This window comes from Phocaeicola oris (assembly GCF_021295095.1).
Lineage (GTDB): Bacteria > Bacteroidota > Bacteroidia > Bacteroidales > Bacteroidaceae > Phocaeicola > Phocaeicola oris.
Window position 1 is genome coordinate 106758 of the sequence record NZ_JAJLQX010000001.1, and the last position, 14538, is coordinate 121295.

17 protein-coding genes are annotated in these 14538 nt (G+C 37.0%); 15 read left to right on the plus strand and 2 right to left on the minus strand.

All coding sequences use genetic code 11. From position 1 onward, the window contains the following. Positions 1-47 precede the first annotated feature (47 nt). Entirely contained in the window at positions 48-770 is a 723-nt protein-coding gene (locus tag LO761_RS00475) for a hypothetical protein (RefSeq protein WP_272816372.1), read from the minus strand. A gap of 570 nt (positions 771-1340) precedes the next feature. Here LO761_RS00475 and LO761_RS00480 point away from each other — a divergent pair. Further along, positions 1341-1730: a putative quinol monooxygenase gene (locus LO761_RS00480; RefSeq protein WP_272816373.1), complete on the plus strand. Its 390-nt coding sequence runs from the start codon at positions 1341-1343 to the stop codon at positions 1728-1730. Positions 1731-1808: 78 nt separating this feature from the next. Here LO761_RS00480 and LO761_RS00485 read toward each other — a convergent pair whose 3' ends face one another. After that, positions 1809-2621: a Cof-type HAD-IIB family hydrolase gene (locus tag LO761_RS00485; RefSeq protein ID WP_272816374.1), complete on the minus strand. Its 813-nt coding sequence runs from the start codon at positions 2619-2621 to the stop codon at positions 1809-1811. 78 nt (positions 2622-2699) lie between these two features. Between LO761_RS00485 and LO761_RS00490 the strand changes: the two genes are divergently transcribed. The 14 genes from LO761_RS00490 (at position 2700) to LO761_RS00555 (ending at position 14536) form a co-directional block, all read left to right on the plus strand. Then, positions 2700-3374 carry an MgtC/SapB family protein gene (locus tag LO761_RS00490; protein ID WP_272816563.1) on the plus strand — a complete coding sequence of 225 codons (675 nt, stop codon included), beginning with the start codon at positions 2700-2702 and terminating at the stop codon, positions 3372-3374. A 69-nt stretch (positions 3375-3443) separates the two neighbouring features. Then, positions 3444-4298 (plus strand): type I methionyl aminopeptidase, encoded by an 855-nt coding sequence (gene map, locus LO761_RS00495; protein ID WP_272816375.1) that lies wholly within the window; start codon positions 3444-3446, stop codon positions 4296-4298. Between the two features lie 11 nt (positions 4299-4309). Continuing rightward, the gene (gene tsaD, locus LO761_RS00500; protein ID WP_272816376.1) at positions 4310-5332 is read left to right on the plus strand and encodes a tRNA (adenosine(37)-N6)-threonylcarbamoyltransferase complex transferase subunit TsaD; all 1023 of its coding nucleotides are present in this window, start codon (positions 4310-4312) and stop codon (positions 5330-5332) included. Between the two features lie 11 nt (positions 5333-5343). Beyond that, positions 5344-5829: a CinA family protein gene (locus tag LO761_RS00505; RefSeq protein WP_272816377.1), complete on the plus strand. Its 486-nt coding sequence runs from the start codon at positions 5344-5346 to the stop codon at positions 5827-5829. 119 nt (positions 5830-5948) lie between these two features. After that, complete coding sequence (rpmB, locus tag LO761_RS00510; protein ID WP_272816378.1) at positions 5949-6209, plus strand: 50S ribosomal protein L28; 261 nt, start codon at positions 5949-5951, stop codon at positions 6207-6209. Positions 6210-6225: 16 nt separating this feature from the next. Next, entirely contained in the window at positions 6226-6414 is a 189-nt protein-coding gene (rpmG, locus tag LO761_RS00515; RefSeq protein ID WP_272816379.1) for a 50S ribosomal protein L33, read from the plus strand. 8 nt (positions 6415-6422) lie between these two features. Next, positions 6423-6581: a DUF4295 domain-containing protein gene (locus LO761_RS00520; RefSeq protein ID WP_272816380.1), complete on the plus strand. Its 159-nt coding sequence runs from the start codon at positions 6423-6425 to the stop codon at positions 6579-6581. Between the two features lie 152 nt (positions 6582-6733). After that, positions 6734-7699: a signal recognition particle-docking protein FtsY gene (gene ftsY, locus LO761_RS00525; protein WP_272816381.1), complete on the plus strand. Its 966-nt coding sequence runs from the start codon at positions 6734-6736 to the stop codon at positions 7697-7699. After that, positions 7696-8994 carry a 30S ribosomal protein S12 methylthiotransferase RimO gene (gene rimO, locus LO761_RS00530; RefSeq protein WP_272816382.1) on the plus strand — a complete coding sequence of 433 codons (1299 nt, stop codon included), beginning with the start codon at positions 7696-7698 and terminating at the stop codon, positions 8992-8994. Before ftsY ends, rimO begins: the two co-directional genes overlap by 4 nt. A 1068-nt stretch (positions 8995-10062) precedes the next feature. Beyond that, positions 10063-10335 carry an HU family DNA-binding protein gene (locus tag LO761_RS00535; RefSeq protein WP_272816383.1) on the plus strand — a complete coding sequence of 91 codons (273 nt, stop codon included), beginning with the start codon at positions 10063-10065 and terminating at the stop codon, positions 10333-10335. An 8-nt stretch (positions 10336-10343) separates the two neighbouring features. Beyond that, positions 10344-11402, plus strand: a complete 1059-nt coding sequence (locus LO761_RS00540) for an HU family DNA-binding protein (RefSeq protein WP_272816384.1) — start codon at positions 10344-10346, stop codon at positions 11400-11402. A gap of 168 nt (positions 11403-11570) precedes the next feature. Next, on the plus strand, positions 11571-12566 hold the full coding sequence (locus tag LO761_RS00545; RefSeq protein ID WP_272816385.1) for an AAA family ATPase: 996 nt from the start codon (positions 11571-11573) through the stop codon (positions 12564-12566). A gap of 3 nt (positions 12567-12569) precedes the next feature. Then, positions 12570-13439, plus strand: coding sequence for a DUF58 domain-containing protein (locus LO761_RS00550; protein WP_272816386.1), 870 nt, complete (start codon positions 12570-12572; stop codon positions 13437-13439). A gap of 53 nt (positions 13440-13492) precedes the next feature. Then, positions 13493-14536 (plus strand): hypothetical protein, encoded by a 1044-nt coding sequence (locus LO761_RS00555; protein WP_272816564.1) that lies wholly within the window; start codon positions 13493-13495, stop codon positions 14534-14536. Positions 14537-14538: the final 2 nt, after the last annotated feature.

Consider the following 14538-nt stretch of genomic DNA (forward strand, 5'->3'; position numbering starts at 1 on the left):
CACTTGATTTATATAAAACAATACTTACTTCTTTAGATCGGAAAAGATTATTTTTTTATCTGCTTTTTCATATTATCAAATACTTGTTTTGTCTTCGTACTATCTGCATAGTTTATATAGATATATTTATTATCTTTAGTTGAAATATAAATGTAAGGACCTCTGTATGATTTTGAATACAACTTAATCTTTTCGTTTTTATTCGTCTCAAAATATCCGAGTCTGGTTTCATTTACGGCTATACCATTTGATCTTTTTCTTATAGGAGGGAGTTTTGGGACAAGATAAATTTCTGAAACATCTTTGTTTGGGATATGATCATAAAATCTATAACAAGAGATGTCTATAAAACCATCTTGCACAGAAAGAGCAGGACTTCGACTTGCTTTATAAAAAACGACTCCGACAATAATAAAACAAGCGAGAATAACCCAAAAATAGAACTTGACTTTCTCTTTTTCTGTTAAAACTTTTTCATATTGATATAAATAGCATAGTAGAGGAATAAGAATTGCGCCTAACAAAATCCAAAAGATATATTTCATGCTATTTGTTATGCTTAAAACGGTACTTCCTGAAATGGCTACGAATCCTCCTATTATCAAAGAGATAGAAATAAACTTTATCGCATTTTGAACTTCATGACTTTCAAATCGGTCTTTGTCTATAGACTTAAATCCATTAAGGGAACTCGGATACTTTGCAACTAATATTCCACACACAATCAATAGTATGCCAAATACGACAGATGTAATTAATGTATTTTTCATAAAAATATTAGGTTAGAATTTCATTATGCGTTAAAGTGAAATAAATAATGTCGAAAAGAAAACTATCTTTTATCTTTCGCTAAAATAAAAAAAATATTTATTGACAAGCAAAAAATTAAATTACTTTATGCTTTTTAACATAGGAAGTATGGCATGGATGCTTAAAGTCGATAACATCATGTAGAGATGAAATCAATAAGTGGCATATTTTGCTCTAAAATCTAACCTTCCATCGGTAAATTTAAGTATGTTATCTATCTTTGTATTCGACAAAACTGTTATATGTAACATAAAGCAGATTTTAAACCTATAAAGATGATTGAATGACATCATCAGAATAAAAGAAGTGATAATTCTAAACATTAAGAAAGTGTTGGAGAATAAGGTGGGAGGATTAGAAGAATGGATTTCGAAAATAGACCGATGATATCTTCCGATGTTTTAAGAATGTGATTTATATTTAATATATTGATAAAATCGCAAAAGATAAGATTAACGTATTCAATAAATTAGTATCTTTGCAAACGAAATCTTGAGAGAACATTATTTATTCTTAAATATTTAAGCAAAATGAAAAAGTTATTTTTAGGTATTGCATTGATGTTGGTTGCTTGTGTTTCGTGCACCAACAAGACACAGGAAAATGCTGTTGCAAATGTTCCTGCTGTCGATAGTATTATTCGTGTAAACTGTACATTGGTTGTTCCTGCTGATGTTCGTGATTCTGTAGTTACTTTTGGTAAAGAATTGGTTGATAGTTCCAGAATGGACGCCGGCAATATTGACTATGCTTTATACATTGATGCTGCTGATTCAAGTAAGATGATGATTATTGAGACATGGAGCGATCAACCTTCATTGGACAAACACATGGCTCAGCCACATTTCACTCGTATCGTTCCTCAGTTGCAGAGCTTAACTCAGATGGGGATCAAGGTTTTCAAAGGTCCGAAAGACTAATAGAATTCAGTATTCGCTAAATAAAGGGGAAAAGGAAGGTGCTATAAAAAGATAGCATCTTCTTTTTTTTTAGGAAATCTAAGTTAAATTGAACAGTTGTTCTACTATTTTGGCAACTCCTTCATTATCGTTGCTGGGAGCAATTATATCCGCTTCACGCTTTACTACTTCTATAGCGTTCTCCATGACTACCCCCAGCCCGGCATAGCGAATCATGGAAATATCATTATATCCGTCTCCTATAGCGATAAGTTCTTCACGTTGTAACTTCAAATGTTGAAGCAATACACAGAGTGAGCGAGCCTTATCAATATCTTTTGCTACAATTTCAAGAAAATATGGTTCTGAACGAAAGATGCCCAATTCACCTTGCAATTTCTCCTGAAGCTCTTTTTCTGCCACTTCCAATTTCTCGGATTCTCCCACGATAAGACATTTAATGATGGAAAAGTTAACAGCTTCTAAGAAGTCGGGAACACAAGTGATGGTGAGGTTATTAATTGCAGCCTGTCGCTGTATATATTTGTCGTTTGGGGTTTCTGTAATGGCATATTGCCCATTGAATGTCTCGATAGCGAGGTGATGCTTTCTTGTGCTTTCGTACAAATAAGGTAAATAGGATTTATTTACCTCTTTCTGCCAGATAATATCCCCTGTCTGCCAGTTGGTAATCTCTCCACCATTAAAAGAAAGTACATAACCTCCGAATTCATTCAGACGAAGCAGATTGGCAATAGGTGCTATACCATGAGTAGGACGTCCGGAAGCGATCACGATTTTCGTTCCACAACGTTGCGCGTGGAGCAAAACGGAAAGCGTACGGGGAGAGATTTGTTTATTACTGTCGGTAAGTGTACCGTCCAAATCGATGGCAAGCAGCTTATACTTCATAATGGGCTTTTTACATTATTTGATTGCGAAGATAGGAATAAAATCGTGTTTTTTTGATATATTTGCAAAAATAGATATATAGTTATGACAGGAGAGTTTATATTACGTCTTTTTGTTGCTGCAATATTGGGCAGTGTCGTTGGACTTGACCGTGAATACAGGGCGAAAGAAGCGGGATATCGTACGCATTTTCTTGTTTCTTTGGGTAGTGCTTTGATGATGATTATATCACAATATGGTTTTATAGATGTGGTATCCGGACATCTCGATCAGATTCGTTATGACCCGGGGCGTGTAGCTGCTCAAGTAGTAACAGGTATTGGATTTATTGGCGCAGGAACTATTATTTTGCAACGTCATATAGTTCGTGGTTTAACTACAGCTGCCGGTATCTGGGCTACATCGGGAATAGGTTTGGCTATCGGGGCCGGCATGTACTGGCTTGGTTTAGCTGCTACAGTATTAACTTTGATAGGTTTGGAGGTGATGGGGTTCTTTTTTAAAAGCGTCAGCATGAAAAGCTCACTGGTAGAGTTTTCGACTACTAAGAAAGAGACACTAAGCGCATTGACCAAACTTTTTAATTCGAAAGACTACGTAGTAGTTTCATATCAGGTAGAAGAAAAGAATACCATCGATGGAATTCTCTATATAGTCAGCCTGATTATCAAATCGAAACGGAACAACAAGGACGGGCATATAATGGAACTCTTGCAGAACTTTGAAGACGTGATGGTGACACGAATAGAATAGAAAAATAGAAGGAGCAAGTATAAGGAGTCAGTTTTCTTATTAACTTTGCGCCCGAAAAAAGAATTGAAAATGAGAAGAATAAAACACAATTGGGTTGTCCCCAAAGGTGAAGAGTACACAGAACTTGACCGTAAGGTACTCTCTTTCCAAGATCAGGGCTATCTCTGCCCGACTAAGAGTTTAATACTTACTCCGGAACAAATTGAAGGTGTCCGCAAGAGCGGTATTATCAATACGGGGATTCTCGACTTGGTTGGTCGGGAGATTCATGCCGGAATGACAACAGAAGAGATTGACAAGTTAGTATACGACTACACCATTCAGCATGGAGCTACTCCGGCTACACTGGGATATGAAGGTTTCCCAAAGAGCTGTTGTACATCTATCAATGAAGTTGTATGTCATGGTATTCCAAACGATCTGGAAGAGTTACATGAAGGAGATATTATTAATGTGGACTGTACTACTATTTTAAATGGATACTATGCCGATGCATCGAGAATGTATGTAATAGGTAAGACCACTCCAAAGAAGCAGAAGTTGGTAGATGTAACAAAGGAATGCTTGGAGATTGGAATGGAAGCTGCAAAGCCGTTTGGCTTCGTAGGCGATATAGGTTATGCCATAGAAAAACATGCTCATAAGAACGGCTTTTCGGTGGTACGCGATTTATGTGGGCATGGTGTAGGATTGAAGTTTCATGAGGAACCGGATGTGTTACACTACGGAAAAAGAAAGACAGGTATGTTATTGGTTCCGGGTATGGTGTTTACCATAGAACCGATGATCAATATGGGTACTTGGGAGGTATTCATTGACTCAGAAGACGGATGGACAGTTGTAACTGAGGATGAGCTTCCATCCGCGCAGTGGGAACATACATTTGTGATGACTGACCATGGATTGGAGATTCTAACACATTAATAACGTGCAATATGGATACATATATATTAGGTATAGAGTCGTCGTGCGATGATACGTCGGCTGCTGTAATAAAGAATGGTATTTTGCTTTCAAATGTAACAGCCGGTCAAGCAGTTCACATGGCCTATGGGGGAGTGGTTCCTGAATTAGCTTCCAGAGCACACCAGCAAAACATAGTCCCTGTAGTATCAGAAGCATTACGTCAGGCTGGGGTAAATAAAGAACAATTGAATGCCGTAGCTTTTACTCGCGGTCCCGGATTAATGGGTTCTTTGTTGGTAGGAGTTTCCTTTGCCAAAGGATTTGCTCGTTCATTGGATATTCCGTTGATTGATGTGAATCATTTACAAGCCCATGTTATAGCTAATTTTGTTAAAGAACCGGGAGAGGAAAGTGATCAGCCGAGATTCCCATTCCTCTGCCTGTTGGTGTCAGGAGGTAATTCTCAGATCATAAAAGTGAATGCCTACAACGATATGGAAGTATTGGGACAGACAATAGATGATGCTGCAGGTGAAGCAATTGATAAATGTTCGAAAGTGATGGGACTTGGATATCCGGGAGGGCCGATCATTGATAAGCTGGCTCGTCAAGGTAATCCAAAGACATTCACATTTGCAAAGCCACATATTGAAGGATATAACTTCAGTTTTAGCGGTCTGAAGACGTCATTTCTTTATTCATTAAGAGATTGGATAAAAGATGATCCCGACTTTGTAGAGCATCATAAAACAGATTTGGCAGCTTCATTAGAGCATACCATCGTAGAGATTCTGATGGATAAGCTTAGGAAAGTGGTGAAGGATACCCATATAAAGGAAGTGGCTCTGGCCGGTGGAGTATCAGCTAACAATGGACTGCGTAATTCCTTTCATGAGCATGCTGAAAAATACGGATGGAAGGTCTATATTCCGAAGTTCAGATTCACAACTGATAATGCTGCGATGATTGCTACTACCGGATATTTCAAGTATCAGGATAAGGATTTTTGTAGCATTGATCTTCCGGCATATTCACGTGTAACAATTATATAAATTAAAGATATATGACATTAAATAGTAAGATTTTAGCTATTGATATAAATAATAAATTCTGGACAGAAGAGCAGACACTGGCTACCGCGGAGAGTTGTACAGGAGGTCTGATAGCATCAGCTATAACGTCGTACCCGGGTAGCTCAAAATTCTTCAAAGGTGGGGTAGTAGCCTATTCTATTGAAGCTAAAGAGAATATTTTGGGCGTGAGTAAAGAGACGATTGAGACAAAAGGGATAGTAAGTAAAGAAACAGCAGTCGCTATGGCAAAAGGAGCGATGAAAGCGTTTAATACCACTTGTGGCATAGCTACGACAGGTGTAGCCGGGCCAACGGGAGGTACACAGGAAATTCCGGTAGGAACCATTTGGATAGCAGCAGTGTGTGGTGAAAAGGTTCTGACTGAGAAAGTGGAAAGTGATTGTGGACGCGAGCCAAACGTTCAGTTAGCAACGGAGAAAGCATTGCAATTAGCACTAAATTTGTTTATTAGGTAAGGAAAATAAGTTGAAAAATAGAATTATTTTCCTTTTTTCTTGTTTTATATAAAGAAAAGTGTTTATTTTGCACTCCGTTTGTAGGAATTACTATTTGAAACAATAAAAATTAGATAGAAATGTCGAAGATTTGTCAAATTACAGGAAAGAAAGCCTTGAGAGGCAACAATGTTTCGCATTCAAAGAGAAGAACAAAACGTACATTTGATGTGAACTTGTTTACGAAGAAATTCTACTATGTAGAGCAAGGATGCTGGATTAGCTTGAATATCTGCGCTAACGGCTTACGTGTTATAAATAAGAAAGGTCTGGATGCAGCATTGAACGATGCAGTAGCAAAAGGATATTGTGATTGGAAAGATATCAAAATTATTGGTTAATAAGGAGAATTAGACTATGGCTAAGAAAGCAAAAGGTAATAGAGTTCAGGTCATTCTTGAATGTACAGAAATGAAGGATAGTGGTATGCCGGGGACTTCTCGTTATATCACAACAAAGAATAAAAAGAATACTCCGGAGAGATTGGAATTGAAGAAATACAATCCTATCTTGAAGCGTGTAACAGTTCATAAAGAAATAAAATAATTTAGGATATGGCAAAGAAAGCAGTTGCAACCTTGCACGAAGGTTCTAAAGAAGGACGTGCTTATACTAAAGTAATTAGAATGCTTAAGTCTCCAAAGACTGGTGCTTATTACTTTGACGAGCAGATGGTTTTGAATGAAAAGGTAGACGATTTCTTCAAAAAATAATTTATAGTCAGCAGTTAATTTGACTAAATATAAAAAATAGTTCCTTTCATATTAATAATGTGGAAGGAACTTTTTTATGTGCGTATCTTTAAATACTTGTTTTATTTTACTGCATATATTATCTTTGCAAAAAATAATTAAAAAGGCAGCAAATGGGATTATTTAGTTCCTTCTCGAAAGAGAAAAAAGAAACCCTCGATAAGGGCTTATCTAAAACAAAGGAAAGCGTATTCGGAAAAATTGCCAGAGCAATAGCCGGTAAATCCAAGGTTGACGATGAAGTGCTGGATAATTTGGAGGAAGTATTGGTAACTTCGGATGTGGGAGTTGATACCACATTGAAGATTATCAAACGAATAGAAGCCCGTGTCGCTAAAGATAAATATGTCAGTACTCAAGAGCTTAATAAAATCCTTCGCAGTGAGATAGCCCAGTTGTTAATAGAGAATAATACGATTGATACGGAGAATTTTGACACTCCATCCGGAAAGAAGCCATATATTATTATGGTAGTCGGCGTGAATGGAGTAGGAAAAACGACTACTATCGGTAAATTAGCTTATCAGTATAAAAAAGCCGGAAAGAAAGTTTATTTAGGTGCTGCCGATACTTTCCGCGCCGCAGCTGTAGAACAGTTGGATATATGGGGACATCGGGTTGGAGTACCGGTTATTCAACAAAAAATGGGATCTGATCCGGCCTCTGTTGCATTCGATACTTTAACGTCAGCAAAGGCAAATAATGTCGATGTGGTATTAATAGATACTGCGGGACGTTTGCATAATAAAATTGGCTTGATGAACGAGTTGACAAAGATTAAGAATGTCATGAAGAAAGTTATTCCTGACGCTCCACACGAGGTATTACTGGTATTAGATGGGTCTACAGGACAGAACGCGTTCGAGCAAGCCAAGCAATTTACGCTGGCTACAGAAGTAACTTCCATGGCTATCACTAAACTGGATGGAACTGCAAAGGGGGGAGTGGTTATCGGTATTTCAGACCAATTTAAGATTCCTGTCAAATATATAGGCTTGGGTGAAGGAATGGAAGATTTACAGTTGTTCCATAAAAATGAATTTGTTGATTCTCTCTTCGGTGATACTAAGGGGAAATGAGAAAGAATACCATTGACATTATTACACTGGGTTGCTCAAAGAATCTGGTAGATTCAGAACATCTGATGCGTCAGTTAGAGCAGAACGGCTATAAAGTAGAACATGATTCGGAATTTCCTCATGGAGAGATGGCTGTAATTAATACTTGTGGTTTTATCGGTGACGCGAAAGAGGAATCTGTTAATACTATTCTGGAATTCTGTAAGGCAAAAGAAGAGGGTAAGCTGAAAAAGCTGTATGTAATGGGATGTCTGTCAGAACGATATTTAAAAGATTTGGAAGCAGAGATTCCACTGGTGGATAAGTTCTATGGAAAGTTTAACTGGAAAGAGCTGCTTAATGACTTAGGCAAGGCATACAATGCCGATCTTCCCTTGAATAGAGTAATCACCACACCTCATCATTACGCTTATTTAAAAATAGCGGAGGGTTGTAATCGAAGGTGTGCGTATTGCGCCATTCCTTTGATTACAGGCGCACATCAGTCTCGCCCGATGGAAGATATTCTGAAGGAGGTAAAAGAGCTTGTGGCACAAGGAGTAAAAGAATTTCAAGTAATCGAACAGGAACTCACCTATTACGGGATGGATCTTTACGGAACTCAGAAAATAGCTGATCTAATAGAGATGATGTCGGAGATTCCGGGGGTAGAATGGATTCGTTTGCACTATGCATACCCCGCCCATTTCCCCATTGATTTACTAAGAGTGATGCGTGAACATGATAATGTATGTAAATATCTGGATATAGCATTGCAACATGTAAGCAATCATATACTTGATAGGATGCATCGTCATGTTTCTAAGCAAGAAACTTTAGATTTGATTAAACGGATAAGGGAAGAAGTTCCTGGAATTTGTATCCGAACCACATTGATGGTTGGTTTTCCCGGAGAAACAGATCAAGATTTTGAAGAGCTGAAAGAGTTTGCCCGATTAGAGAGATTTGATAGAATGGGTGCGTTTGCATACTCTGAAGAAGAAGGAACTTATGCGGCTATTCATTACAAAGACGATGTTCCGTTTGAAGTAAAGCAAAAGCGTTTGGATGAGATAATGCGCATTCAAGAAGGCATATCCGCTGAATTAAACGAAGCCAAAATAGGGAGAATATTTAAGACTATCATCGATCGTCGAGAAGGGGAATATTATGTGGGACGAACACAATTTGATTCTCCGGAGGTGGATCAGGAAGTGTTAATAAAAGCGAATGGAAGACAATTACGTAAAGGCCATTTCTATAATGTTAAGATTACCGATTCTGAGGACTATGATTTGTTCGGTGATGTTCAATAATATAACAGATGAATTCAACGAATTCATAATGAAAACAAAACGTGTATCTTTCTAAAAAGAATGAAGGATACACGTTTTTTTGGCACCCAATCATAACTGTTATTGTTCCGATATGTATGAACGCTCGAAGTGATACGGATGAGTTCACGTATTCATCAGAAGTTTTTGTCCGGTCATACGTATGAGTTGAGCGATTCATACGCATCAGTTGAGCGATTCATACGCATCAGTTGTGGAACTCATCCGCATCACTTTTCCTCATTATTCTTATGATAAATTTAATTAACACGTAGGTTCACAAGGTTCGGTAGGTTCGCTTATATGCTTTTCTGAACCTAAAAATAACGGGAAAGGTTGTTAGAATGTTGATTTGTAGGAATATATAAAATAAAGGATAGTTCGTGAACTACCTGAATGTCAGTTCGACTTGTAGCATTTTTAATCAATTTTTTATTATAATAGTGAATGCATCGAATACCATAGGAAACGAGATGTTTTGCTTTTGCATATATTCGTCATTTTAAGCTTGCTATCCGGAAGGGGGTCAAAAAATACGATCGACTAAAAGCAATGGGGGAGTTATTCTCTATCCTCTTGGTTATGCCGGATGAATTTGCGTGGAGTGAATTTTGGACTGTCCAGAAAGATGTGCATTTTTCAAGAGATACCACTTGCAATAGAATATTGAAAAAAATGTCAAAAATAAGATTGTTATCTCTAAAGAAGGCAAGTATATAAAGCCCCCCAAAGCTCTTTAAGAAGGTTTCAAAAAGAGCATAAGCGAACCTGCGAACCTGCCGAACCTAAAAAAATGTCAAAACGATGTTTTAACATATTCAGAGGATTCTTTTTCAGAAAATGAGAAAAAAACGAACGGGTTATGTGCTTCGTTTCCGAACACGGAATAAGAAAGAAAAACTGGAAATAGTAGGCTCTTTATCAACAAGACATGATGGTAAAATAAATTGAATTAATCGCTCAGTTGGAATGAAACTTTTAATTCATCGAAAAATTTGGTTAATTCACATATAATTTATATTTTGCGACCAAATTAAAAATTAGTCAACCTTGAATAATAAAGAATTTATCGCGGAGCTTTCAAAGCGTTCGAACTTAAGTGTGAAAGAGACTAATAATTTAGTTTCTTCTTTTATCGATTTACTATCGGATGAACTTCAGAATGGAGATAGTATTACTTTGAACAACTTTGGAACTTTTGAGGTTAAAAAGAAGTTAGAACGTATTTCTGTGAATCCGATATCGCGTCAGCGGATGCTTATTCCACCCAAATTAGTCGTTAATTTTAGACCAAGTACTTTTTTAAAAGAGAAATTTAAGTGAGCGGCATTATGGATCAAAAATTGAACATACAAGATTTCGTGGAATTATTGGTCACGCAAACCGGTAAGTCGAAGAAGGAAACGGAAGAGTTTATTAAAATTATCTGCGATGTCATCATTGATGCTATAGAGGCTGATAAATATGTAAAGATTAAAGGGTTAGGTACATTTAAACTTACAGAGATCAGTAGCAGGGAGAGTATTGATGTTAATACACATGAACGTATTGAGATTCAAGGACATAAAAAGGTATCGTTTACTCCTGACGCAAAGTTAAAAGATTTGGTAAATAAACCATTTGCTCATTTTGAGACTGTTGTTTTATATGATAATGTTACGGATGGTGAGATAGATAATGTTATTGACGCTATTCCTGTCATAGAAGAAAAAGAAACTACGATGGAGAAAGCGGAATCTTCATCTGCTCCAATTCAAGAAAGTACTTTAGATAAAGCTATTCAATCATCTGAAAATAAAAATATTACTTCTGTAGAAGAAGAAGTAATTATTGCTAAAGATATTTCCTCTGAAATAGAACAAGCAGCAAAAGAGAAAGAAAATATTAGCCATATAGAAGTAGAGAGACATCATCGTGAGAAACCACGTAGCAGAAAGAATTTATATATTATATCAATATTTCTGATATTGGCATTGATTGCTTTTGGTATCCGGCATTTTGTGTTGAAAGATAAGGCTCCTATGCCTGTCACAGAAATTAATGCCGGCGTGGAACTTTCTACATCAGCTTCAGTGGATTCGACAAAAATAATCAAAGAAAATCAACCTGTTTCTGTTCCTAATTTAAATTCCAATTCACAAATAGACGCCAATGTGTTGCCGACTAAAGTCACCATAGAATCCATAGCAGATACGATAGAGTATTGTATTTCCGGATTAAAAGCCAATTATGTTTTAGGAGCTGGAGAGTCTTTAGGGAAAGTTTCTCAAAAGTTTTACGGTTCAAGGAAATTTTGGCCGTATTTTGCAGTGTACAATAAAGATTTACCCAATATAAACAGACTAATGCCTGGAACAGTTATAAAGGTTCCTAATTTAGTCGTTAGATAGTCAATAAGTTTTAAAATACGGCATTAACTACATTTTTTTTATAAAATTAAATTGACTCTTTTAATATAATACTGTAATTTTGGGCTTGCTTTCGTAAGAAATAGAAATATGACAGTATTATGATAGCACTATATACATTGATATCAAGTAATTAAAAACTAAAAAATTATGGCAGAAGCTATTGATATTCGTGCTTTAAATGAACGAATAGAAAGAGAAAGTACATTTATAACTAACCTGATGACCGGCATGGATCAGGTAATTGTCGGTCAGAAGCATTTGGTTGAATCGTTGCTAATTGGTCTTTTATCTGATGGGCATATCCTTTTAGAAGGTGTTCCGGGTTTGGCTAAGACCCTTGCAATTAAAACACTTGCGTCGTTGATTGACGCAAAATATAGCCGTATTCAGTTTACGCCAGATTTGTTACCGGCCGATGTTATTGGAACTATGATATATAGTCAAAAAGAGGAGGTATTCCTTCCTAAAAAAGGTCCCATCTTCGCAAACTTTGTTTTGTCTGATGAGATTAATCGCGCTCCGGCCAAAGTTCAAAGCGCATTACTTGAAGCCATGCAGGAACGTCAGGTAACATTATCTACGCAAACCTTCGATTTGCCAAGACCTTTCTTGGTAATGGCCACTCAAAATCCGATTGAGCAGGAAGGTACATACCCATTACCGGAAGCGCAAGTCGATCGTTTCATGTTAAAGGTTATCATTGATTATCCAAAGATTGACGAAGAGAAGAAAATCATTCGTATGAATATTAGCGGGCAATCGTTTAATGTTAAACCTATCGTCAGCTCAGAAGATATTATAAATGCACAAAAAGTAGTTCGTGAGGTTTATTTGGACGAGAAGATAGAGCAATATATCGCAGATATTGTATTCGCGACTCGTTATCCTGATCAATACGGTTTGCCTGAGTTAAAAGATTTGATTGGATTCGGAGGTTCGCCTCGTGCTTCTATAAATCTTGCTTTGGCTGCCCGTAGTTACGCATTCATCAAACGTCGTGGTTATGTTATTCCGGAAGATGTACGTGCTGTTGCGCATGACGTTCTCCGTCATCGTATCGGATTGACATACGAAGCAGAGGCAAGCAATACAACTTCAGAGGAAATTATCAGTAAGATTTTGAATAAGGTTGAAGTGCCTTAACCTATGGATACAAGTGATATATTAAAACGCGTCCGCCGGATTGAAATAAAGACTCGCGGACTCTCTAACAATATTTTTGCAGGGCAATATCATTCTGCCTTTAAGGGGAGGGGTATGTCGTTTGCTGAAGTTAGAGAGTACCAATATGGCGATGATGTGCGTGATATTGATTGGAATGTTACTGCCCGCTATAACCGTCCTTATGTAAAAGTTTACGAAGAGGAGCGTGAGTTGACTGTGATGCTGCTGATAGATGTTTCTAACAGCTTGGATTTCGGTACGATTAAACAGAAAAAAAAGGACATGGTGACAGAGATTGCTGCCACATTAGCTTTCTCTTCCATTGAAAATAATGATAAGATTGGCGTTATCTTTTTCTCTGACAAGATAGAAAAATTTATACCACCCAAAAAAGGTCGCAAACATATCCTTTATATTATTCGTGAGTTGCTTGACTTTAAACCACAAAGTAAACGAACAAATATTAAGATGGCTGTAGAATACCTGACTAATGCTATTAAGAAGCGTTGTACAGTATTTGTTTTGAGTGATTTCATTGATGATGGAGATTATAAGAATGCATTAACTATTGCAAATAAAAAACATGATATAGTAGCTATTCAAATCTATGATCGCCGTTTGGTTGATTTGCCCAATGTCGGCTTGATGAAAGTTCGTGATGCCGAGACAGGGCATGAACAATGGATTGATACGTCATCAAAAGCACTACGGAAAGCACAACACGACTGGTGGGCTGAACGGGTAGAGAAACTTCAGGAAGTGTTTAATAAGAGTAATGTTGACTCTGTTTCTATCCGTACCGACGAGGATTATGTTAAGTCACTGATAAGCTTGTTTGCTAAACGAAGTTAATAATTATGGGAAGTTATATAAAACATATTCTTAGACTAAACATCTTGGTTTGCATGGGGGTATTACTTAGCTTGCCAATGCAAGCGCAAGTTACCGTTGACGCGTCTATTGACTCCTTGGAACTTCTTATTGGAGAACAGACAGATATCCATCTTGAGGTTAGTCTTGATGCCAAACAGAGAATTCAACTGCCTGTATTAAAAGATACTATTATTAAAGGTATAGAGATTATAGACATAGCAAAGCCTGATACACAGATGCTCAATGAAGGAAAACGAATGTTGATAAAGCAGAAATATACCATTACTTCTTTTGATTCAGCACTATATTACCTTCCTCCATTTGAAGTAAAAGTGAATGACCGGTCTTATGCTTCCAAGCCTCTTGCCCTGAAAGTATATTCTATTCCGGTAGATACCTTGCGTCCCGATCAGTTTTTTGGTCCGAAGGATATTCATAGTGTGAGCATCACATGGAATGATATCCGATGGATAATATGGTTTGCGTTGATGATACTCGTTCTTCTTACAGCCGGGTATTACTTGTTCAAACGTTATCGCGATAACAAACCAATCATTCGTCGTATCCATGTGGAACCTAAGCTATCACCACATGAACAAGCATTAAAAGATATAGAAGAAATTAAGGCTGATAGATCTTTATTACAAAACGATTCTAAAGTATATTACACTAAACTTACGGAAGTGCTTCGTAATTATATGAAAGAACGTTTCGGATTCAATGCTATGGAAATGACATCATCCGAAATTATTAGTTATTTGATGGAGATTAAAGAACAAAATGCCTTAAGCGATTTGAAGAGCTTATTTGAAACAGCCGACTTGGTTAAGTTTGCTAAGTTGGATCCATTGATGAATGAGAACGATAAAAACTTAGTAAATGCAGTTGCCTTTATTAATGAAACAAAGATAGAGCCTGACTCTAACGCGAAACCTGATCCGACAGAGATTACTGTTGTGGAGAAGCGATCGCCGAAAGGAAGAATGATATTATTGGGTTGTCTGATTATTATTGCTATTGCAATAGTTATTTTGGTATATCTTATTATAAATAATATCATTGATGTCTGGTTCTAATG

Excerpts from the sequence above, each read along its gene's own strand:
- LO761_RS00540 (WP_272816384.1), top strand. The coding sequence starts at position 10,344 with ATGGATCAAAAATTGAACATACAAGATTTCGTGGAATTATTGGTCACG.
- tsaD (WP_272816376.1), top strand. The coding sequence starts at position 4,310 with ATGGATACATATATATTAGGTATAGAGTCGTCGTGCGATGATACGTCG.
- LO761_RS00480 (WP_272816373.1), top strand. The coding sequence starts at position 1,341 with ATGAAAAAGTTATTTTTAGGTATTGCATTGATGTTGGTTGCTTGTGTT.
- LO761_RS00545 (WP_272816385.1), top strand. The coding sequence starts at position 11,571 with ATGGCAGAAGCTATTGATATTCGTGCTTTAAATGAACGAATAGAAAGA.
- map (WP_272816375.1), top strand. The coding sequence starts at position 3,444 with ATGAGAAGAATAAAACACAATTGGGTTGTCCCCAAAGGTGAAGAGTAC.
- rpmG (WP_272816379.1), top strand. The coding sequence starts at position 6,226 with ATGGCTAAGAAAGCAAAAGGTAATAGAGTTCAGGTCATTCTTGAATGT.
- rpmB (WP_272816378.1), top strand. The coding sequence starts at position 5,949 with ATGTCGAAGATTTGTCAAATTACAGGAAAGAAAGCCTTGAGAGGCAAC.
- LO761_RS00505 (WP_272816377.1), top strand. The coding sequence starts at position 5,344 with ATGACATTAAATAGTAAGATTTTAGCTATTGATATAAATAATAAATTC.
- LO761_RS00555 (WP_272816564.1), top strand. The coding sequence starts at position 13,493 with ATGGGGGTATTACTTAGCTTGCCAATGCAAGCGCAAGTTACCGTTGAC.
- LO761_RS00485 (WP_272816374.1), bottom strand. The coding sequence starts at position 2,621 with ATGAAGTATAAGCTGCTTGCCATCGATTTGGACGGTACACTTACCGAC.
- ftsY (WP_272816381.1), top strand. The coding sequence starts at position 6,734 with ATGGGATTATTTAGTTCCTTCTCGAAAGAGAAAAAAGAAACCCTCGAT.
- LO761_RS00475 (WP_272816372.1), bottom strand. The coding sequence starts at position 770 with ATGAAAAATACATTAATTACATCTGTCGTATTTGGCATACTATTGATT.
- LO761_RS00550 (WP_272816386.1), top strand. The coding sequence starts at position 12,570 with ATGGATACAAGTGATATATTAAAACGCGTCCGCCGGATTGAAATAAAG.
- LO761_RS00520 (WP_272816380.1), top strand. The coding sequence starts at position 6,423 with ATGGCAAAGAAAGCAGTTGCAACCTTGCACGAAGGTTCTAAAGAAGGA.
- rimO (WP_272816382.1), top strand. The coding sequence starts at position 7,696 with ATGAGAAAGAATACCATTGACATTATTACACTGGGTTGCTCAAAGAAT.